The sequence below is a fragment of the Samsonia erythrinae genome, assembly GCF_004342665.1.
In the GTDB taxonomy this organism is placed as follows: Bacteria; Pseudomonadota; Gammaproteobacteria; order Enterobacterales; family Enterobacteriaceae; genus Samsonia; species Samsonia erythrinae.
In genome coordinates, this window is the sequence record NZ_SMBY01000003.1 from 285,446 (window position 1) to 304,776 (window position 19,331).

Annotated in this window: 19 protein-coding genes; 6 read left to right on the plus strand and 13 right to left on the minus strand. The window is 54.5% G+C overall.

The window, feature by feature from the left end:
• Nucleotides 1–84: 84 nt before the first annotated feature.
• The 5 genes from accD to pdxB all read right to left on the minus strand — a co-directional run bounded on the left by accD (nucleotide 85) and on the right by pdxB (nucleotide 5,195).
• Nucleotides 85–1,002 (minus strand): acetyl-CoA carboxylase, carboxyltransferase subunit beta, encoded by a 918-nt coding sequence (gene accD / locus EDC54_RS07960; protein WP_132454936.1) that lies wholly within the window; start codon nucleotides 1,000–1,002, stop codon nucleotides 85–87.
• Nucleotides 1,003–1,224: 222 nt separating this feature from the next.
• Nucleotides 1,225–1,887, minus strand: coding sequence for a DedA family protein (locus EDC54_RS07970; RefSeq protein ID WP_132454938.1), 663 nt, complete (start codon nucleotides 1,885–1,887; stop codon nucleotides 1,225–1,227).
• A gap of 193 nt (nucleotides 1,888–2,080) precedes the next feature.
• Nucleotides 2,081–2,932 carry a tRNA pseudouridine(38-40) synthase TruA gene (gene truA, locus EDC54_RS07975; protein ID WP_132454940.1) on the minus strand — a complete coding sequence of 284 codons (852 nt, stop codon included), beginning with the start codon at nucleotides 2,930–2,932 and terminating at the stop codon, nucleotides 2,081–2,083.
• On the minus strand, nucleotides 2,932–3,942 hold the full coding sequence (locus EDC54_RS07980) for an aspartate-semialdehyde dehydrogenase (RefSeq protein WP_132454942.1): 1,011 nt from the start codon (nucleotides 3,940–3,942) through the stop codon (nucleotides 2,932–2,934). The genes truA and EDC54_RS07980 overlap by 1 nt, the downstream gene beginning before the upstream one ends.
• Before the next feature lie 116 nt (nucleotides 3,943–4,058).
• Nucleotides 4,059–5,195: a 4-phosphoerythronate dehydrogenase PdxB gene (gene pdxB, locus EDC54_RS07985; protein ID WP_132454944.1), complete on the minus strand. Its 1,137-nt coding sequence runs from the start codon at nucleotides 5,193–5,195 to the stop codon at nucleotides 4,059–4,061.
• Nucleotides 5,196–5,469: 274 nt separating this feature from the next.
• Between pdxB and EDC54_RS07990 the strand changes: the two genes are divergently transcribed.
• The gene (locus EDC54_RS07990) at nucleotides 5,470–6,354 is read left to right on the plus strand and encodes a DMT family transporter (RefSeq protein ID WP_230514493.1); all 885 of its coding nucleotides are present in this window, start codon (nucleotides 5,470–5,472) and stop codon (nucleotides 6,352–6,354) included.
• An 88-nt stretch (nucleotides 6,355–6,442) separates the two neighbouring features.
• Nucleotides 6,443–7,651, plus strand: a complete 1,209-nt coding sequence (flk, locus tag EDC54_RS07995; protein ID WP_132454946.1) for a flagella biosynthesis regulator Flk — start codon at nucleotides 6,443–6,445, stop codon at nucleotides 7,649–7,651.
• A 92-nt stretch (nucleotides 7,652–7,743) separates the two neighbouring features.
• On the opposite strand, the gene fabB is transcribed toward flk, so the two are convergent.
• On the minus strand, nucleotides 7,744–8,961 hold the full coding sequence (gene fabB, locus EDC54_RS08000; RefSeq protein WP_132454948.1) for a beta-ketoacyl-ACP synthase I: 1,218 nt from the start codon (nucleotides 8,959–8,961) through the stop codon (nucleotides 7,744–7,746).
• A gap of 169 nt (nucleotides 8,962–9,130) precedes the next feature.
• Here fabB and mnmC point away from each other — a divergent pair, with 169 nt between their 5' ends.
• On the plus strand, nucleotides 9,131–11,158 hold the full coding sequence (mnmC, locus tag EDC54_RS08005; protein WP_132454950.1) for a bifunctional tRNA (5-methylaminomethyl-2-thiouridine)(34)-methyltransferase MnmD/FAD-dependent 5-carboxymethylaminomethyl-2-thiouridine(34) oxidoreductase MnmC: 2,028 nt from the start codon (nucleotides 9,131–9,133) through the stop codon (nucleotides 11,156–11,158).
• A gap of 67 nt (nucleotides 11,159–11,225) precedes the next feature.
• Here the strand turns inward: mnmC and EDC54_RS08010 are convergent, their stop codons facing one another.
• From EDC54_RS08010 to prmB, 6 genes are all read right to left on the minus strand, one after another.
• A complete protein-coding gene (locus EDC54_RS08010) occupies nucleotides 11,226–11,510 on the minus strand; it encodes a YfcL family protein (RefSeq protein WP_132454952.1) in 285 nt (94 codons plus the stop codon).
• A gap of 29 nt (nucleotides 11,511–11,539) precedes the next feature.
• The gene (locus tag EDC54_RS08015; RefSeq protein WP_132455158.1) at nucleotides 11,540–12,088 is read right to left on the minus strand and encodes an elongation factor P hydroxylase; all 549 of its coding nucleotides are present in this window, start codon (nucleotides 12,086–12,088) and stop codon (nucleotides 11,540–11,542) included.
• Between the two features lie 11 nt (nucleotides 12,089–12,099).
• On the minus strand, nucleotides 12,100–12,900 hold the full coding sequence (locus tag EDC54_RS08020; protein ID WP_132454954.1) for a sulfite exporter TauE/SafE family protein: 801 nt from the start codon (nucleotides 12,898–12,900) through the stop codon (nucleotides 12,100–12,102).
• Nucleotides 12,901–12,902: 2 nt separating this feature from the next.
• Nucleotides 12,903–13,748, minus strand: a complete 846-nt coding sequence (gene mepA / locus EDC54_RS08025; protein ID WP_132454956.1) for a penicillin-insensitive murein endopeptidase — start codon at nucleotides 13,746–13,748, stop codon at nucleotides 12,903–12,905.
• Between the two features lie 6 nt (nucleotides 13,749–13,754).
• The gene (gene aroC, locus EDC54_RS08030) at nucleotides 13,755–14,840 is read right to left on the minus strand and encodes a chorismate synthase (RefSeq protein WP_132454958.1); all 1,086 of its coding nucleotides are present in this window, start codon (nucleotides 14,838–14,840) and stop codon (nucleotides 13,755–13,757) included.
• A gap of 87 nt (nucleotides 14,841–14,927) precedes the next feature.
• Nucleotides 14,928–15,860, minus strand: coding sequence for a 50S ribosomal protein L3 N(5)-glutamine methyltransferase (gene prmB, locus EDC54_RS08035; RefSeq protein WP_132454960.1), 933 nt, complete (start codon nucleotides 15,858–15,860; stop codon nucleotides 14,928–14,930).
• Nucleotides 15,861–16,031: 171 nt separating this feature from the next.
• Here prmB and smrB point away from each other — a divergent pair, with 171 nt between their 5' ends.
• Nucleotides 16,032–16,574: an endonuclease SmrB gene (gene smrB, locus EDC54_RS08040; protein ID WP_132454962.1), complete on the plus strand. Its 543-nt coding sequence runs from the start codon at nucleotides 16,032–16,034 to the stop codon at nucleotides 16,572–16,574.
• 47 nt (nucleotides 16,575–16,621) lie between these two features.
• Here smrB and sixA read toward each other — a convergent pair whose 3' ends face one another.
• A complete protein-coding gene (gene sixA / locus EDC54_RS08045; RefSeq protein WP_132454964.1) occupies nucleotides 16,622–17,098 on the minus strand; it encodes a phosphohistidine phosphatase SixA in 477 nt (158 codons plus the stop codon).
• 972 nt (nucleotides 17,099–18,070) lie between these two features.
• Between sixA and EDC54_RS08050 the strand changes: the two genes are divergently transcribed.
• Together EDC54_RS08050 and EDC54_RS08055 are read left to right on the plus strand one after the other, a co-directional pair.
• Nucleotides 18,071–18,622, plus strand: a complete 552-nt coding sequence (locus EDC54_RS08050; RefSeq protein ID WP_132454966.1) for a Csu type fimbrial protein — start codon at nucleotides 18,071–18,073, stop codon at nucleotides 18,620–18,622.
• A 165-nt stretch (nucleotides 18,623–18,787) separates the two neighbouring features.
• Nucleotides 18,788–19,324, plus strand: coding sequence for a Csu type fimbrial protein (locus tag EDC54_RS08055; RefSeq protein WP_132454968.1), 537 nt, complete (start codon nucleotides 18,788–18,790; stop codon nucleotides 19,322–19,324).
• Nucleotides 19,325–19,331: the final 7 nt, after the last annotated feature.

Sequence of the window (19,331 nt, forward strand, 5' to 3'; positions counted from 1 at the left end):
CGTCCCGTTCACTGACTTACAGTTCATTGTGCGCAGAGCGCGCTCTGATAAGACGAGTGCCGCACGCTCTGCCCATCATGCCAATTATGCGTCATCCTGTGATGATTCAGACGGCGTATCGCTGCGGATGTCCACATCATCGTTGCCGGGCTCTGGGTGGTTCGTCAGTTTGGCAAGAATGGTGGCCAGCTTGTAGCGCATTTCCGGACGACGCACAATCATATCGATCGCCCCTTTCTCAATCAGGAATTCACTGCGCTGGAAACCCGGCGGCAGCTTTTCACGCACGGTCTGTTCGATAACGCGTGGACCGGCAAAACCGATCAGCGCTTTCGGCTCGGCAATATTCAGATCGCCCAGCATTGCCAGACTCGCGGAAACGCCGCCCATTGTCGGGTCAGTCAACACAGAGATATATGGCAAGCCGCGTTCGCGCATTTTTGCCAGTGCCGCACTGGTTTTCGCCATTTGCATCAGCGACATCAGCGCTTCCTGCATACGTGCGCCGCCGCTGGCGGAGAAACACACCAGCGGACAGCCATCTTCCAGAGCCTGTTCAACGGCGCGCACAAAACGGGCGCCAACCACGGAGGCCATCGAACCGCCCATAAAAGAGAACTCAAACGACGCCGCGACAACCGGCATGCCGTAAAGCGTCCCTTTCATCACGACCAGCGCGTCTTTCTCATCGGACTGTTTCTGCGCAGAAACCAGACGATCTTTATATTTTTTGGAATCCCGGAATTTCAGAACATCTTTCGGTTCTAATTCACTGCCTAACTCAACCGTGCTTTCTTTATCCAGAAACCCTTGTAGACGAGCGCGTGCGGAAAGACGCATATGGTGATCGCACTTCGGGCAAACCTCCAGATTACGCTCCAGTTCCGCACGATAAAGCACCTGACCGCAGCTATCACATTTTGTCCATACCCCTTCAGGGATGTTCGCTTTACGGGTCGGCGTGATATTGCTCTTGTTAAGAATTCGTTCAATCCAGCTCATTGATAACCTTTCTGCTTGAACCTGGCAAATGCCAGTCCGCTGTTCATGTTATACCCTGACAACATTGCCAATGAAAATCCCCCGGACGCACGACAATCGCGCCACAAAGGCCTCGGCAGCAAGGGTGTTCCCGAGAACAGACCATAAATGCTGTCCATTAAACCATAACGCCCCGGAACTGTGGATAAAAAACTGGTCAAACCGGGGGTTGAAATGTGTCGATTATTTCACATTACCACGTATGGCCGCACGACGATGACGGGCAATCTCAATAATCCCCGGTAGGATAGAGAGAAAAATAATCGCGACAATCAGTAATTTCAGATTTTCCTGCACCACCGGCAAATCGCCAAACAGGTAGCCGGCATAGGTGAACAATACCACCCACAGCAGCGCGCCAATGACGTTGTAAGCGGCAAAGTGCCGATAGCTCATGTGTCCCATTCCGGCGACAAACGGCGCGAATGTTCTCACAATCGGGACAAAGCGCGCCAGAATTATTGTCTTTCCACCATGACGCGCATAAAACGCATGTGTTTTATCCAGATAGCTGCGGCGAAAGATGACGGAATCCGGATTGCTAAACAGTTTTTCACCGAATAATCGCCCTATCGTGTAGTTCACCGCATCCCCGGCAATCGCGGCAATAATCATCAGGCACACCATGGTATGCACATTCAGGTCATTCGACGGCAGGGCCGCCAGCGCGCCGGCCACAAACAGCAGTGAGTCCCCCGGCAGAAACGGCGTCACGACCAGCCCCGTCTCGCAAAACAGGATCAGGAACAAAATGGCATAAACCCAGACACCATATTGCGCCACCAGTTCCGCTAGGTGAACGTCAATGTGCAGAATAAAATCAATAATAAACTGTATAAATTCCATCACAACGTCTTCTCTCCAAAATGTATATCGATCGCACGCGGTCGATATACGCAAGGCAGCGGGGATTTCCGCGTTGCCTTGCGTATAGCACGCTAAACAGCATCGTCCCAATACGCACCGCACGCGGCTTTTTGGCCTGCGGCCATCCGGCAGCGTGCGACACGAAAAAACCAGCCGACCCCATCAGCAAACGTTAGTCCGCCAGAAAAAGCGGCCCCATCGCAGGCTGCGGCAAGGCAAAACGCGCCGGGTAATCCACCGCCACTAAATACAAGCCTTCCGCGCGGGCAGTCGCTGCCGCCAGCGTACGATCTTTCGCCGCCAGCAGTTCGGCAATCCATGACTCCGGGCGATTGCCGCAACCGACTTCCATCAGGCTGCCGACGATGTTGCGCACCATATGATGAACGAATGCATTAGCCTTAATATCTACCACGATATAGTCACCGTGACGCGTAACCTTTAAATGATTTACATTACGCCACGGCGTGCGCGACTGACACTGCACCGCCCGAAACGAGGTGAAATCATTTTCCCCCAGCAGACACTGTCCAGCACGCGCCATGCGCGCCTCATCCAGCGGGTGATAAAAATGCGTCACGCCATGCGCCAATACCGCGGATCGGTAGCGGTGATTGTAGATAATATAGCGGTAACGACGTGCCGTAGCGCTGAACCGCGCGTGAAAATCGTCATCGACCGCTTTAACCCAACGCACGGCGATATCGCGCGGCAAATTCGCATTTACGCCCATCGTCCAAGCGGCATCTTTTCTGGCGGCGTGCGTCGTGAAATGAACAACCTGCCCGGTGCCGTGAACGCCAGCATCCGTTCGCCCGGCGCAAAACACCTCTATCGGTTCATCCGCGACTTTGCTCAGCGCTTTTTCCAGACAGGCCTGCACGCTGGCAACGTCCGACTGGCGCTGCCAGCCATAATACTGACTCCCATCGTACTCAATCCCCAGCGCGATTTTTAGCGGGGCGCGTTCGTTATCCGCAACGGCGTCGGCCTGAACAGCCGTCGCCCGAGTGGTTTGCGACATTACCCGAGATACTCCCGTACCAGACACTCCGCCGTTTCCACCGCCATCAGCGCGCCGCCAAAGCGGGCGTTATCGGCAACCGACCAGAATTGCAGCAGTTCAGGAATACCATAATCATTACGCAGGCAGCCGACGCTCAGTTGCCCATTGCCGGACGCATCGCCAACCTGCGTCGGGTAATCGTACTCGTCGCTTACCTGAATATTCCCGGCATTGAGCAACTCGTCTCGCGCTTCTTCCGCAGACAGCGGGCGCAGTGATTCAAGATGCACGACCTGCGCGTGACCATAAAACACCGGGGACTGAATGCAGGTCACGGAAATCGGTAATCCATCGTCCTGTAAAACCTTACGCACCTGCTCGACCAGACGTCGTTCTTCACGCACGCTTCCCGCCTCGTCCGGTAATAATGGCAACAGATTGAAAGCCAGCTGTTTCGGGAAAACGCCTTCTTCAGGCGGAATGCCATTCAGCAAACGGGCGCTTTGCCCGGCCAGATCGTCTACCGCGGCTTTGCCGAAGGCGGAAACCGACAGCATATTGACGACATGCAGGCGAGAAAGCCCTGCCGCCTCGGTCAGCGGTTTAATCGCCGTCAGCAGTTGGCTGGTAAGGCTGTCCGCCACCGCGACAATATTGCGGTTACGATAATCCGCCAGCGTATGCGCATTCACCCCCGGCACCACCAGCGGGACATCCGGCTCCAGCGCAAACAGACCGCTGCTGTCGATGACCAGACAGCCAGCATCCCCCGCGGCTTCTGCGTAGCGGGCGCTGGCATCCTGACCAGCTACGAAAAACGCCAGTTGCGCCTGTGACCAGTCAAAATCCGCCACATCGGTAACCAGACAGGATTTGCCGTTAAAACGAAGAGTTTCACCCGCGCTACGTTCGCTGGCCAGCGGATACAGTTCTCCCACCGGGAATTCGCGTTCCTGCAATAATTCCAGTAACGCCGTGCCTACTGCGCCCGTTGCGCCCAGCAGAGCAATATTCCAGCCGTCAGACATTTGGTTCTCTCCCAAATTTAGAATGAAACACCAATCATGAATCGAACCGGCAGACGATAGCGACACCCTCTGTCAGTTCATGAATAAAAAAAGAGTCATGCTCGCGCGGCGCGCCGTTAGGATGCGCCCCGCACTGACGCCGTGAATCCCAGCGCGTTCAGACAATCTGCGCTGTCAGCATCGGCACAGATGACATGGAGTGATGACCACTCGCGTCGTTCCTGATAATGTTTGCGCAGGCGATCGAACTCGCCTTCCTGATGCGCAACGTGGCGCAACAACGCATCGTCCCGGCGCACATCATACACCAGATGCACCAGACGTTTTAGCAACGCCTCATCCAGCGGGGCGGTCAATGTTATGTCGGCATACTCGGGCGCAGGCAAAAGGGATGAAAGCGCCACTGACTGCGGCGTTCCGATAAATTCGCTCCAGGCTTCAAAAACCTGCGTGGTGCCACGTGCCTTCCCTTCCAGCGTATAGCCGGCGATATGCGCCGTGCCGATATCCACTCGCGCCAGCAGGTCGGTTGACAATGCGGGCTCAGGCTCCCACACATCCAGAACGACGCTGAGTTTTTTCCCGCGTTGCAGCGCGTCAAGCAGCGCTGCATTGTCCACCACCGGGCCGCGGCAGGCGTTAATCAGAATGCGTCCGTCCGCAAAGGCATCCAGCATGCGGGCATCAACCAAATGGTGAGTCCGGTACGGCCCGTCGAAAGACAGCGGCGTATGCAGCGTCAGAATGTCGGCATCACGTACCAGCGTCTCCAGCGGCAGGAAATCACCGGCGTCACCGCGATCGGCTCGCGGTGGATCGCACAACAGTGTTTTAACGCCCCAGGCTTTCAGACGCGCCTCCAGACGTTTGCCAACATTCCCCACGCCGACGATCCCTACGGTTTTATCACGCAGTCGGAAGCCATCACGCTCGGCCAGCATCAATAAAGAAGAAAAGACATACTCCACCACGGCGATGGCATTACAGCCGGGAGCAGCGGAAAATGCGATACCGTTGGCGTTCAGCCAGGCTTCATCAACATGGTCAGTGCCTGCCGTCGCGCTACCGACAAACTTGACCGCCGAACCCGACAGCAGATCCGCGTTCACTTTCGTGACCGAACGCACCATCAGCGCATCTACGCCGGCCAGCCGCTCACGCGGCAAAGGACGCCCCGGCACGGGTATCACCTCGCCCAAACGACTGAAAAGCTCGCGGGCATACGGCATATTTTCATCAACCAGTATCTTCATCACGTCTCCGGTAACCTGTCGCCAGCAAAAAAAGAGGGGAGATATTTTGCCACCGAATGACAAAGAAGCCCAAGGCAATTACGACACAATCTCTTCCCTGGCCGCTTCCCGACAGCGTTCCCGCAAGATGTCACGATCGACCATGTCAAAACAGACCGGGTTGATAGTCATCCCGATGCTCTGCTATGTTGTGGGCAATTCGTCCTTGCCCGACTTTAAGAGTCCGGACCGGCAAAGGGTGCCTTTTCGCCGGGTCTGTCATGGAATGCCAACGTTGAATACCCTGTTTCCCATCATCGCGGTTCTGATCTGGTCGATTAACGTAATTGTTAACAAGCTCTCCGCTACCGTCATCGATCCCGCCGCCATCTCATTTTATCGCTGGCTGTTGGCGTTCCTCGTGATGACGCCGTTCATTCTACCCGGTCTTCGTCCTCATACTGCGGTAATCCGTCAACACGCCGGGAAACTGCTGGTGCTAGGCCTGCTGGGTATGGTGCTTTATCAGAGCCTCGCCTACTACGCGGCGCATACCATCAGTGCCGTAATGATGGGCATTATGGGGTCGCTGCTGCCGTTACTCACGGTTCTGCTCAGCATCCCTCTGCTGCGCGTGGCGCCGACACTGGGCGTACTGCTTGGCAGCCTGCTGTCTCTGGCGGGTATTGTGTGGCTGATCAGCGCCGGGCATCCTGAACAGATTTTGTCGCAGGGGATCGGCCCCGGCGAGTTTATGATGTTTTGCGCCGCCTTGTCCTATGCGCTCTATGGCGTACTCACCAAACGCTGGAGTATCCCGTTGCCCAACTGGGTCTCGCTGTATGTGCAAATTGCCTTTGGCGTGGTACTACTCGTGCCGAACTTTTTGTTCGCAGATAATATCGAGCTCAACGAACAGAATCTGCCGCTGGTGATTTTCGCGGGCATCATGGCCTCAATCATTGCGCCTTTTTTGTGGATTCAAGGAGTTATGCGGCTGGGAGCCAGTAAAACCGCCATTTTGATGAACCTGACGCCTATCTTTACCGCCATTATTGCGATCGGCTTTTTACATGAACCGCTGCACCATTATCATCTGATTGGCGGCGGCGTCACGTTATTGGGGGTGATACTCGCCCAGCGTCTGCGCACGCCACTCGGGCGCGCCTCACATGATTAGCCCCGTTTTAAGCGACGCATGGACTTTCAGCCGTCACGTCAGATTGCTATGATTTACCTCCACCATGAGGGCAGCGAGGACAATTGATATGCAACCTGTAAGTGGCCCCGGCGCCCCGTTGCCCGGCGAACGAACGGCGACGCCATCAACGTCATCGGCGACCCACTCGACGGCAGCGACCGACGGCGACAGGCCGCTGACGCTGGCGCAGCGTACCACGCTGGACAATCTGGTACTCAAAGTTGCCGCCCTGACAACCGCAAAGGCAACGGACGTCTGGACAACGATAAAACAGGGATTAGGGCTGGCAGAAAATAATGAACTGCGCTCTCGCCACTACCAGCCTGCCGAGCAAATGCTTCAGACGCGTTTAACGCAGGCGCAGGATAACAGCGGGCGTCAGGCGTTGCTTCAGCGGCTGACGGAGATGCTGTCTCAGGGAAACCATCGCCAGGCAGTCAGCAATTTTATTCAGCAACAGTTCGGTAGCACCACGCTAAGCGCGCTGAATAAAACGCAGCTAGAGCAGGTTGTTACCCGGCTGCAAAATGGCCTAATTTCGTCGCCAACAGCGTCGCCATCCACGCTGTCCGCCAGCGCCGAACGCCCGCTCTCTCCCGCAGAACAGCGCGGTCTGAATCAGCTCGTCGCCCGCCTGGCAACCATGACCGGGGAACAACCTGCCCGCGTGTTGAGCAACCTGATGATGATGCAGAATCTTAACGCCGGCGACGCCATCCCGTTGAAACATCTGCCGCTGCTCACACAATTCCTGCACGCGCGGATTGAGTTGCAACAAACGCAGACACCGCTGCGCGCGCCCTTGTCCGCGTCGCAAGGAGCGCCGGCAAATGCCGGAACAGCAGGCACAGCTTCAGCCCCACAGACAACCAATACGGCTAGCGCGCCGAACGCGAATTTGTCGTCGCCGCCGCTGCCGGCACAGAACGGGCTGATTTCCCCAAACCTCGCGCCCGTGCAGATGCTATTGCAACACCCGATGACCGTGCAGGAACAGCAGTTTTTGATGGAGCACGCGCAGAACCGCTTCAATATCGGCTTACAGACCCCGCTGACGCCGATACAGGTCAGCGATCTGCTAACGTTACTGTTCACACAGCGTATTCAGCGTGCGCAGGAAACGGACTGGGCGGCGACATCATCACCGCTCTCGCCGCTGTTTAACCCCTTAATTGCGTCACTGCCGCTCAGTTGGCAATCCCTGTTCCATAAGCCGCTGTTTCTGGTGATTGTCTGCGCCTGCGTGGCTGCGTTTCTGCTCTGGGTGTTGATTTAAACGCCAGTGTCTATTCGCCCCTCACGCCATCGCCCACAAAAAACCCCGCGGCTGACGCCTGCGGGGTTTTGCTTATCCGAATGATAACGCGATTACTTATCGAATTTTCTCATCACCAGCGTCGCGTTGGTTCCACCAAAGCCGAAGCTGTTAGACATCACCGTGGTCAGTTTACGTTCCGTCGGTTCCGTCACAATATTCAGACCTGCCGCTTGTTCATCCAGCGTTTCCACGTTGATGCTTGGCGCGATAAAACCGTGTTGCAGCATCAGCAGTGAGTAAATGGCTTCCTGAACACCCGCCGCGCCCAATGAGTGCCCGGTCATTGCTTTCGTCGCGGAAATAGACGGGGAGTTATCGCCAAAGACTTCACGAATCGCGCCCAGTTCCTTCACATCGCCAACCGGCGTTGAGGTACCGTGAGAGTTCAGATAATCGATCGGCGTGTCCACGCCTTCCATCGCCATCTTCATACAACGCACAGCGCCTTCACCCGACGGCGCCACCATATCCGCTCCGTCAGAGGTCGCACCGTAGCCAACGACCTCTGCGTAGATATGCGCACCGCGCGCCAGCGCGTGTTCCAATTCTTCGATGACAACCATACCGCCGCCGCCGGCGATGACGAAACCATCGCGATCGGCATCATATGTCCGGGACGCTTTTTCCGGCGTTTCATTGTATTTGGTTGACAGCGCGCCCATGGCATCAAATTCACAGGCCAGCTCCCAGCAGAGCTCTTCGGCACCGCCGGCAAACACGATATCCTGTTTACCCATCTGGATTTGTTCAACCGCGTTACCGATGCAGTGTGCGGAGGTCGCACAGGCGGAGCTGATGGAGTAGTTCACGCCGTGAATTTTAAACGGGGTCGCCAGACAGGCGGATACCGCAGAGCCCATCGATTTGGTCACGACGTAAGGGCCGACCGCTTTCAGGCCGCGCGGGCTGCGCATTGCGTCAGCGCCAAACACCTGATAACGCGCAGAGCCGCCGGAACCGGCAATCAGGCCTACGCGGGGATTGTTCTGATAAACCTCATCTGGCAGTTTGGCATCCTGAATCGCCTGCTCCATAGACAAGTAAGCATAAATTGATGCATCTCCCATGAAACGCACAACTTTACGATCGATGAGGCCAGTGGTGTCCAATTTGACGTTGCCCCAGACGTGACTACGCATGCCGGAATCTTTCAGCTCTTGAGAGAAAGTAATGCCCGAGCGACCTTCCCGCAACGATGCCAGAACTTCCTGCTGGTTGTTACCAATGCTTGATACGATCCCCAGACCAGTAATCACTGCACGTTTCATTTAATACCTCTTCCACTTATAGAGTTGGGATTTCGCCTCGCACTTTAGCGTACACTTGTACGCTGAACAAGTCCGATCAGCCGAATACCCGCGAAATAATTGCTAAATTTGCACCACCATATTCCGCTCGCTAAAATCTCGCCATCACTTGAATAATGAGCTTTTTACCGTGACTAACCTTCCCATCCAACACGCGTCGTTAAGTTGGAACGCTCAGGGTACACCTGTATCGCAACAGTTTGATGACGTTTATTTCTCGAATCAGGATGGGTTGGCAGAAACCCGCTATGTGTTTTTAAAGGGCAATCAGTTTCCTGAGCGTTTCACTACGCATCCGCGCGCAAACTGCGTGGTGGCAGAAACCGGCTTCGGTACCGGTCTTAACTTTCTGACGCTGTGGCAAGCCTTTGCCCACTTCCGTCAACGGCAGCCGCAGGCGACGTTGCGACACCTGCATTTCATCAGCTTCGAGAAATTCCCGCTGCGTCGTCACGATCTGGCCGCCGCGCACGCCCAGTGGCCGGAGCTGGCAGCCTTTGCGGAAGAATTGCGCCAGCAGTGGCCGATGCCGCTGCCGGGGTGCCACCGTCTGATTCTGGCGCAGGGCAGCATCACGCTTGATTTGTGGTTCGGTGACGTCAATGACTTGCTGCCTGAGCTGGATGACTCGCTGAATCATCAGGTTGACGCTTGGTTTCTGGACGGCTTCGCCCCCGCTAAAAATCTGGATATGTGGACAGACCACCTGTTTCAGGCAATGGCACGTCTGTGCCGCAAAGAAGGCACGTTCGCCACCTTTACCGCCGCAGGTTTTGTGCGTCGCGGGCTGCAACAGGCGGGATTTCAGGTCAGCAAAATAAAAGGGTTCGGACAAAAGCGAGAAATGCTGATCGGCACCCTGCCTGACGAATCCGACATCTCTTCGCCGACGCCGTGGTATGCGCGCCCTGCCGCCAGCACGACCGAAGATATTGCGATTATCGGCGGCGGTATCGCCAGCGTGCTCACCGCGCTGGCCCTGCAACGGCGCGGCGCGAACGTGACGCTCTACTGCGCAGAAGCCCAGCCGGCCACGGGGGCATCCGGCAATCGTCAGGGGGCGCTGTACCCGCTGCTGAATAACCGGCACGATGCGTTATCCCGTTTTTTCTCCCTCGCGTTTGCGTTCGCCCAACGCAGCTACGCCGCGCTGGCGCAACAGGGGCTGGCGTTTGAACACCAGTGGTGTGGCGTCAGCCAGCTCGCCTGGGACGAGAAAAGCACGCGAAAAATCGAACAAATTCTGCAAGGGAACTGGCCGGAGGAACTGGTCATCGGCGCGGATGCCCGGCAATTGGAAGACCAGAGCGGCGTGAAGCTCGGCGTAAATGGCCTCATCTACCCTGGCGGCGGCTGGCTGTGCCCGGCGGAACTGACGGCGGCGGCGTTAACGCTGGCACAGCAGAACGGCCTGTCGGTGCAGATGAATAGCGCCGTTTCCGCACTGGAGAAAACGGACGACGGCTGGGCTCTCACCCTCAGCAGCGGTCGGCGTGTAAACCATAACGTCGTGGTGCTGGCGAATGGGTATCAAATAACCGACTGGCCTCAAACCCGCCATTTACCCAGCTACGCGGTGCGTGGACAGGTCAGCCATGTGCCCACTCACCCTGTGTTAGGGCAACTAAAACAGGTCCTGTGCTACGACGGCTATCTGACGCCCGTCAGTCCACGCCACCAGACGCACTGTATCGGCGCAAGTTACGTGCGCGGCGAAACACGCTGCGATTATCGGGAAGCGGAACAACAAGAAAACTATCAACGACTGCGGCACTGTCTGCCGGATGCGGAATGGGCGACAGCCATTGATATCCGCGCTGGGCAGTCGCGTCAGGGCGTTCGCTGCGCGCTGCGTGACCATCTGCCGCTCGTCGGTGCAGTACCCGACTATGAAAAAACGCTGACAGAATATGAAGATCGGTTACATCCCCAGCACCGCGCCGACGCGGTACCAAGCGCCCCCTATTGGCAGGATCTGTTTATTATCGGCGCATTAGGCTCACGCGGGCTCTGCTCCGCCCCGCTCGCCGCGGAAATTCTGGCCTCGCAGATTTATGGCGACCCCCTGCCGCTGGATGGCGACACGCTGGCGGCGCTGAATCCGAATCGTTTCTGGATAAGAAAACTGCTGAAAGGCAAACCCGTCGCTCAGGATTAATCGGGAAAAAGATAGGCTGGCTCTGCTGAGCCAGCACCGGCTGATTAACGCTCAGAACAGATAAGAACTAGTGGGTATTATTCCGTGCCTGCTGGAACAAACGCTCCCACATCCCATTAACCAGTACCTGATCCGGTGGTGAAAGCTCGCCATTTTTGATGGCGTTCTGAATACTGCCGCTAACGCGCGCGTGCAGGGCTTCGAGCGTATGTTCCCCCTGCTCTTCCGCTTCTGCAACCGACACTGTCAGATGACCGCGCAAATAGCCGCCAGCAAAAAGTTCATCGTCGCTGGCATGTTCGACCATGTCATCAATCAGCGCCAGAATACGCGTTTCAAATTCTGCGATCATTTCTTATCCTCGGTTAATTCTCTTCCTGCTCAGTCCAGATCGGCTGGGTACGGGAAATGCGCGGCCGTCAGCGGCGGCGTATTGTAAAACGATTGTAACGCGCGAATAAAGCGCGCCGGACGCGAGGGGATCCCCTGTTCCAGATAGGCCATCACTTGCTTATGCACACGCCGTTGAAAAGCGATGCGATCCGGTTCACTGTCGCCGTTCAGATTGTCGCAACTGACGTTAAAGGGAAAACCGGCGGCCACGCAGAACAGCCAGTCGAAAGCCTGTGGCTTAATCTCCACGGCTTCAAACTGGCTTTGGGTGGTGGAGTCGCGGCCATCCGGACAATACCAATAACCGAAGTCGACCTGCAAACGCCGCTGCTCGCCGGCGATGCACCAGTGTGAGATTTCATGCAGCGCGCTGGCATAAAAACCGTGAGCAAACACGATCCGGTGGTACGGAACCAGATCATCCGCAGGCAGATAAATCGGCTCATCGTCGCCTTTCACCAGTCGCGTATTATAATCATCGCCAAAGCAATTATTAAAAATATCAATCAGTTGTTGATAATTATGCGTCTCTTTCATGGTATCTGCCATCATAAAAACCGCTCCAGCCAGGCGGCGATCGCATGCCCATGGCTGTCATAAATCAACTTGCCGCTCATCACGGCGGAAACCAATACCAGCATTGGGCGAATCAGCGCTTGCCCCTTCGTCATCACCATTCTGGCGCCGAGTCGCGCTCCGAGGATCTGCCCAACCAACATCACCGCGCCAACAATCCAGACGACTTTTCCACTCAGCATGAAAAACAGCAGCCCACCGAAGTTGGAGGTAAAGTTCAGAATTTTGGCATTCGCCGTCGCTTTGGCCAGATTGAAGCCGTACAGCGTGACAAACGCCAACGCATAAAATGACCCGGCTCCCGGGCCAAAGAAGCCGTCATAAAAGCCGACGCAGCCACCGGCCACCATGGCAAATGGAACGGGAGACAACCGACGCTGCCGATCGGCATCGCCGATTTTGGGCGTGAATAAAAAATAGAGACCAATGCCAATAATCAGCAAAGGCAACAGTTGGCGCAGAAAATCGGCGTGGATTTGCTGAATCAGCCACGCGCCAAACGTCGAACCGGCGAACGTCAGCGCAATAGCCAGTTTTTGTTCATTGAGATTCACCGCCCGGCGGCGGATAAAATACAGGCTGGCGGAAAAGGATCCGCCGACGGCCTGCAACTTATTCGTTGCCAGCGCCTGCGCAGGCGACAATCCCGACGCCAGTAAAGCGGGGATCGTCAATAATCCGCCGCCCCCGGCAATTGAGTCAATAAACCCGGCCAGCGCCCCAACAAAAAACAACATGACCAACATTTCTGGCCCGACAATCAACAAATCCATCGTTATTTCTCAGCAAAATGTCTGTCGAGCAACGCCTGACAGGAAGGAGGCAAAGGCGGCGGGGTGGTTTTTTCCGGTGATTTTCTACCCGATGGCTTCGGCTGGAACCAGCTGGTTAGCTCGGCGCCACATCCGTCGCCGATGGGCGGCTCGTCCTGCTCCTGGCATTCGAGGCTATCGGCCGGGCAGCGCAGGCGTACATGCATATGCGCACGGTGTGCAAACCAGGGGCGAACTTTACGCAACCAATCGCGATCGTGACCCGCTTCAAGACAGAGCTGTTTTTTAATCGCCGGATTGACGAAGATACGCGTCACGTCGCTGTCTGACGCAGCCGTTTTAATCAGAGTGGTGATTTCTGGTCGCCAGACGCGGGGGTTAACGTTAAGCCCGCTGGCGCTGACTAAATCAATCGGCTGCGGCTTCAGCAACTGTTGTTCGCTCCAGCGCTGTCTGGGCAATTGCAGCCAGATGTCCACATCCAGCCCGGATTGATGGCTGGCGTGACCGCTGCTGAAACGTCCGCCGGCAGGCATCCCCATATCCCCAACCAGCACATGACCTGACGTTATTCGCCTCACTTCGGCGCTCAGACGCTGAATAAACGCCAGTAGATCGGGATGACCAAAATAGCGACGCTGATCGACGCGCATCACCTGGTAATCCGGCGTCTGTAGCGGCAACGGCTGAGCGCCAATGACACAGCCATTAGAAAAACTCCCGATTGCCTGCGGCGCACCCGCGACCGGCTGCGTCACTGCCTGCCAGGGGGTTTTTGCCCACGCGGCGTTCAGGCACGGCAACATGCTAAAAACCAGCGTAAGAACGCCGATGACCCGTTGTCTCATTCTTTTTTACCAGCGAGGAACCTGACTCTTCACATCCCCACACTGTGCGCGTTGGCGCAGCAGGTGATCCATTAATACAATCGCCATCATGGCTTCGGCTATCGGCACCGCCCTAATTCCCACGCAGGGATCGTGACGCCCGCGCGTCACCATTTCCGTCTCCTCTCCCTGACGGTTGATGGTTTTCCCCGGCACCATGATACTGGAAGTCGGTTTCAAGGCCAGATGCGCAACAATGTTCTGACCACTGCTGATGCCTCCCAGAATGCCGCCTGCATGGTTACTCTGGAAACCTTCCGGCGTAATTTCATCACGGTTTTCGCTACCGCGTTTGGTGACAACCGCAAAACCATCACCAATTTCAACGCCTTTTACCGCATTGATGCTCATCAACGCGTGGGCCAGATCGGCATCCAGACGGTCAAAGACCGGTTCGCCTAATCCAGCGGGCACCGATTCCGCCACGACGCTCACTTTCGCGCCAATCGAATCGCCCTCTTTTTTCAGCGCGCGCATCAGCTCATCCAATGCCTCCAGCTTGTCGATATCCGGGCAAAAGAACGGGTTTTGCTCGACCTGCGCCCAATCTTTCAGCTCACAGGCGACATCGCCAATCTGCGACAGATAGCCGCGAATCGTCACGCCATGCTGAAGTTGCAGGTATTTTTTCGCAATCGCGCCCGCGGCAACGCGCATCGCGGTTTCACGCGCGGAAGAGCGTCCGCCGCCGCGGTAATCACGCAGGCCATATTTTTGCTCATAGGTGTAATCGGCGTGTCCGGGGCGAAAAACGTCTTTAATCGCACTGTAATCCTGAGAGCGCTGATCGGTGTTTTCAATCAGCAGGCCAATGCTCGTTCCCGTGGTTACGCCGTCAAAAACGCCGGAGAGAATTTTGACCCGATCGGGCTCCCGGCGCTGCGTCGTGTAGCGGGATGTCCCCGGACGACGGCGATCCAAATCGTGTTGTAAATCCGCTTCCGTCAGCGGAATGCCCGGCGGCACGCCATCAACAATACACCCCAGAGCAATACCGTGGGACTCACCAAATGTAGTGACGCGGAAAAATTGCCCAATACTGTTGCCTGCCATCACAACTCCTTCGCATGTGTTCTGTTTCTGTCTTACGCTCCGGCGCGTTGCGCAAACGGTAAGACCAATGAATAGGGTTAAGACCGTTTAATCACGGTAAGCGCTAAAATGGGTTTTACAATCAAGCAGCTGCGACCGGGTTAGCCTAAATACGCCGTCGCCGCCGTTCTCAAACGTCAGCCAGGTGAACGGGATGTCGGGGTATTGTTCGATCAGGTGCACCATACTATTGCCCACCTCGCAAATCAGCACGCCGTCGTCGCTAAGGTAGTCTGGCGCGCAGGCCAGAATACGACGCACCAGATCCAAGCCGTCGTTGCCCGCCGTCAGACCCAGCTCAGGCTCGAAACGGAACTCCTGCGGCAAATCGGACATATCTTCTTCATCCACATACGGTGGATTGGTCACGATCAGATCATAACGGATCTCAGGTAAATCACGGAACAGGTCGGATCGAATCGGCGTTACGCGGTAGTCCAGACCGTGCTGCTGAATATTTTGCTCGGTCACCGCCAGCGCATCGCCGGAGATATCCACTGCGTCCACTTCCGCTTCCGGGAAGGCATAGGCGCAGGCAATGGCGATACAGCCGCTACCGGTGCACAGATCCAGAATATGCTTCGGCGCTGCTGGCAGGTGCTCACCAAAAGCCTTGTTGATCAGTTCGCCGATGGGAGAACGCGGCACCAGCACGCGTTCATCAACGTAGAATTCCAGTCCGCAAAACCAGGCTTTGTTGGTCAGATAGGCGACGGGGATACGCTCATTGACGCGGCGGATCACGCGTTCAATGATGCGCTGCCGTTCGCTGGTGGTCAAACGGGAGGCGTAAATATCTTCAGGAATATCAAGCGGTAAATACAGGCTAGGCAACACCAGCTGTATCGCCTCATCCCAGGGATTATCCGTCCCGTGACCGTAATAGACGTTGGCTGCGTTAAACCGGCTGACAGCCCAGCGCAACATATCCTGAATGGTATGAAGTTCACTGACGGCCTCGTCGACGAAAATTTTGTCCAAGGGTATCCTCCGCAGACACATCTCTATGGGAAATTGGCGTTTAGTTTGCCATGAAGCCCGCAACAAATCAGCAGATATAACCGTCAGAGCGCCCCCGAAGACAGACTTTTATTTAGCGGCTGAAGCGAGACAAGGTAAACTGATCGGATGTTGACGCAGGGTGAATAAAAAATGAGTAAAAAATATTCGCTGAATGACGACGAATTGCAGCTTTTTCGCGCGTCAATCGCAGGCACAAAAAAGTTGCGTCAGGATACCTATACCTACAGACCACCACGACGAAAAGTGGGTGAGTTGCCGGCTAAACGGGTATTGCAGGAACAGGTTGACGCCAGCTTCTATTTCTCGGATGAATTTCAGCCGCAGTTAGAAGCAGAAGGCCCGATGCGCTACATCCAACCGGGCGCCAGCCATTATGAATTGAAAAAGCTCCGGCGCGGGGATTACGCACCGGAATTATTTCTGGATTTGCATGGGCTGACGCAGCGTCAGGCAAAACAGGAACTGGGGGCATTGCTGGCGGCCTGCCGTCGTGAGCACGTTGACTGCGCCTGTGTCATGCACGGGCACGGTAAACATATTCTTAAGCAGCAAACGCCGCTCTGGCTAGCGCAGCACCCCGATGTGCTGGCGTTTCATCAGGCACCGAAAGCGTTCGGCGGCGATGCTGCGCTGCTGGTGCTGATTGCGCAGGAAGCGCCGCTGCCGGAATAATCGCCACTGGCGCTCAGCGCGACATCCGTTTTAGCGCGTTTAGCGCTTTACTCTGGCAGTTGCGCCGGGCTGACTTGCCAGCTTAGTACGCCATTGCCGGATTCCGCATGCAGCGTCACGCTGGCAATCGCAGACGTCGCGAACATCGGGGCTGTTTCCCCCCGGCATAATTCCGCAACCAGATACCCGACCAAAGGCAGATGAGACACAACCAGTACCGCGCCAACGCCTTCCCGCGCCAGCGTTTGCAGGTAGTCGCTGACGAGTCGGGCATCGCCGCCGGGCGTCAATTCGTTTAAGCAATCCGCCTCTTCCGGCAACGGCAGCACTTTTTTCACCACGTCGAGCGTCTGCCGGGCACGTAAATAAGGGCTCACCAAAACGCGCTCAATATCAATAGGTTGCTCGTTCAGCCACTCTGCCATCTGGCGAGATTCATCACGACCGCCATCGCTCAATGGGCGAACAGCATCACTCGCGGCATCCAGTAACGCATCACCATGACGCATTATTAACACTTGCATATCACACCGCTAAATTATGGGTTATGGAGTTCAAATTATACCAACTTATGCCATGACAAGCGGTATGAAGAAACGCAGACCTGTCGTGCGAAGAAACAAAGGTATCCTTCTTGTCACTGTAGGGTACCCGAGTTTTTCGCATGGATAAATGAATCTTGCACCAGATTTTACTCAATCCATTATGAAAGGGATATTACTTGATAAAACACAAGCAGTTAATTAACTATTAGCGAGAAGAACAATATAAAAAAAGCATATTCCTTATTTAGGGGAGCAGGTCTTGTGCACGTATTCATTGCGTACTGTATGATCGCAAAAGCCCCCTTTCGCATAACTTACTGGGCAACAAAAAAGACAAACGGTAATATACAAAAGGCAGTATCATAATTTTTTTACAAAATCATCACATAAAGAAAATATAACCCTACATTAACAGATCAGACCAAAAAACCACACAAAAATAGTGGATTGTTTCATAATAAAATAAAATAACCACAAATAGCCCTATTCTAACTAAAATTTACCACATTAAATTGCAAAACATGAGAATGGTTATATTATAAATAATGTAATCAATTTTTTGCCAGTTAACGTTGTATTCCATAAAGCAGGATCAACCAAAAGTCATTGGATAAAAATGAAATTTTATTTGAAAGAGCCATCATTGGTATCATTTTATTCTGACTCGTCACCACGGAAGAAGCAATGTTGTTCCTTTTATTGATTTTATCACCATGTGGAAAACTGAAATAAGTCTATTTTTATTTCAGTAGATCATGATTTCGTATCCGTAACCACGCACCTAGGGTGAGAGCGATATTAATTAATTCGCTTAAAATTTATTGAATTTATGGCTACGAAGATCTGTTGTAATCACGCATAGAAACGCCACGACTCACCTTTTGACGCCAAAGTCGACTATAACGTTATTTTCAATGTTTTTCCGTGTAATGAATGTAATAAAGGAATCGTATGACAGCTAAACGTGCAACATTAACCCTGCTCGCATCAGCAATTACGCTATTTGGCGTATCTACAACCGCCAATAGCGCGACTATTGATGGACAAATCCCGGTTACTGTAACAATCACATCATCTTGTTCCGTTGAAAACGGAGGCTCAGGATCAGGGGCAACTTGGGGAACCATTGATTTTGGCACCCATCCTGATTTAGCAACAAATATTGATGGTCAGACGACGGGTAATGGTGGCAACGGAATTAGTGTCAGTTGTTCTGTTGGTACACCCGCTACCTTAACGTTTGATGCGGGGACCAATGCGTCGTCGACACTGCGCCAACTCGCGCCGGGATCGGGAGATTATAATATCCCTTATCGCTTATACAGCGACTCAGCGCGTGCGAGTGAGATTCCCATCAATAGCACTACTGGTATTGAAATTGTCTCTAACGGTAATGCGCAAGCCATTCCGGTTTATGCGCGTATCTTATCTTCAGATCAAACCGTTAGCTCACCTACTGCGGGAACGTATACCGATACCATCACCGCGACGATTGAGTGGTAAATCACAAGGGTCTGTCTCTATTGAGACCGACCCTTTTGTTTATTCATTAATATACCGCCCTGGCGGCACAATGCATGCATTGTGTGACAAGTCCGCGTCATACCTTGTTTTAACGAAAACGGGGAATGTCTTTCTCGCTCGATAAAAACTAATTCTGGTACAACGATGCGTTTTCTTTCGACCCCTATATTATTCGTGCTTTTTCCTGTTATTACCTCGCCGATGGTGGCCATGGCGTTAACCGTTGACAGCGTATTTACCGTTGACGCCACCATTCAAAAAGGATGTGCCTTCGGGACCGATATCGCCAGCGGTGAGACGAATATGGGTACGCTTGATTTCGGCACTCGCAGTGCAGCGGACACCAATATAGACATCGCGAGCACCCCAGGAGGGGGATCAATCATCGCAACCTGTACACCCGGCATTAGTGCAATTATTGAGCTTGATTATGGGGTGAACGGCGGCAACAGCGCCCGGCGTTACCTCAGCAACGAAGACGGAACCGTGCAATTACCTTACCAGTTATACCACGATGCCGCGCGTACACAGGTATGGGGAACCGGGAGTCTTGCCCTCGACATTCCCTCTTTTCCCGCAACGACACAAACGTACACGGTGTATGCCCGTTACTTTGGCCGAACTCCGCTGCCTCCGGCGGGAATTTATCGCGATAACGTGACCATTAGCCTGACATATTAGTCAATAG

Coding starts and splice junctions, on each gene's coding strand:
- EDC54_RS08050 (WP_132454966.1), top strand. CDS start 18,071: ATGACAGCTAAACGTGCAACATTAACCCTGCTCGCATCAGCAATTACG.
- EDC54_RS07970 (WP_132454938.1), bottom strand. CDS start 1,887: ATGGAATTTATACAGTTTATTATTGATTTTATTCTGCACATTGACGTT.
- accD (WP_132454936.1), bottom strand. CDS start 1,002: ATGAGCTGGATTGAACGAATTCTTAACAAGAGCAATATCACGCCGACC.
- truA (WP_132454940.1), bottom strand. CDS start 2,932: ATGTCGCAAACCACTCGGGCGACGGCTGTTCAGGCCGACGCCGTTGCG.
- EDC54_RS07980 (WP_132454942.1), bottom strand. CDS start 3,942: ATGTCTGACGGCTGGAATATTGCTCTGCTGGGCGCAACGGGCGCAGTA.
- mepA (WP_132454956.1), bottom strand. CDS start 13,748: ATGAGACAACGGGTCATCGGCGTTCTTACGCTGGTTTTTAGCATGTTG.
- flk (WP_132454946.1), top strand. CDS start 6,443: ATGCAACCTGTAAGTGGCCCCGGCGCCCCGTTGCCCGGCGAACGAACG.
- pdxB (WP_132454944.1), bottom strand. CDS start 5,195: ATGAAGATACTGGTTGATGAAAATATGCCGTATGCCCGCGAGCTTTTC.
- EDC54_RS08015 (WP_132455158.1), bottom strand. CDS start 12,088: ATGAAAGAGACGCATAATTATCAACAACTGATTGATATTTTTAATAAT.
- EDC54_RS08055 (WP_132454968.1), top strand. CDS start 18,788: ATGCGTTTTCTTTCGACCCCTATATTATTCGTGCTTTTTCCTGTTATT.
- EDC54_RS08010 (WP_132454952.1), bottom strand. CDS start 11,510: ATGATCGCAGAATTTGAAACGCGTATTCTGGCGCTGATTGATGACATG.
- aroC (WP_132454958.1), bottom strand. CDS start 14,840: ATGGCAGGCAACAGTATTGGGCAATTTTTCCGCGTCACTACATTTGGT.
- EDC54_RS08020 (WP_132454954.1), bottom strand. CDS start 12,900: ATGGATTTGTTGATTGTCGGGCCAGAAATGTTGGTCATGTTGTTTTTT.
- smrB (WP_132454962.1), top strand. CDS start 16,032: ATGAGTAAAAAATATTCGCTGAATGACGACGAATTGCAGCTTTTTCGC.
- sixA (WP_132454964.1), bottom strand. CDS start 17,098: ATGCAAGTGTTAATAATGCGTCATGGTGATGCGTTACTGGATGCCGCG.
- fabB (WP_132454948.1), bottom strand. CDS start 8,961: ATGAAACGTGCAGTGATTACTGGTCTGGGGATCGTATCAAGCATTGGT.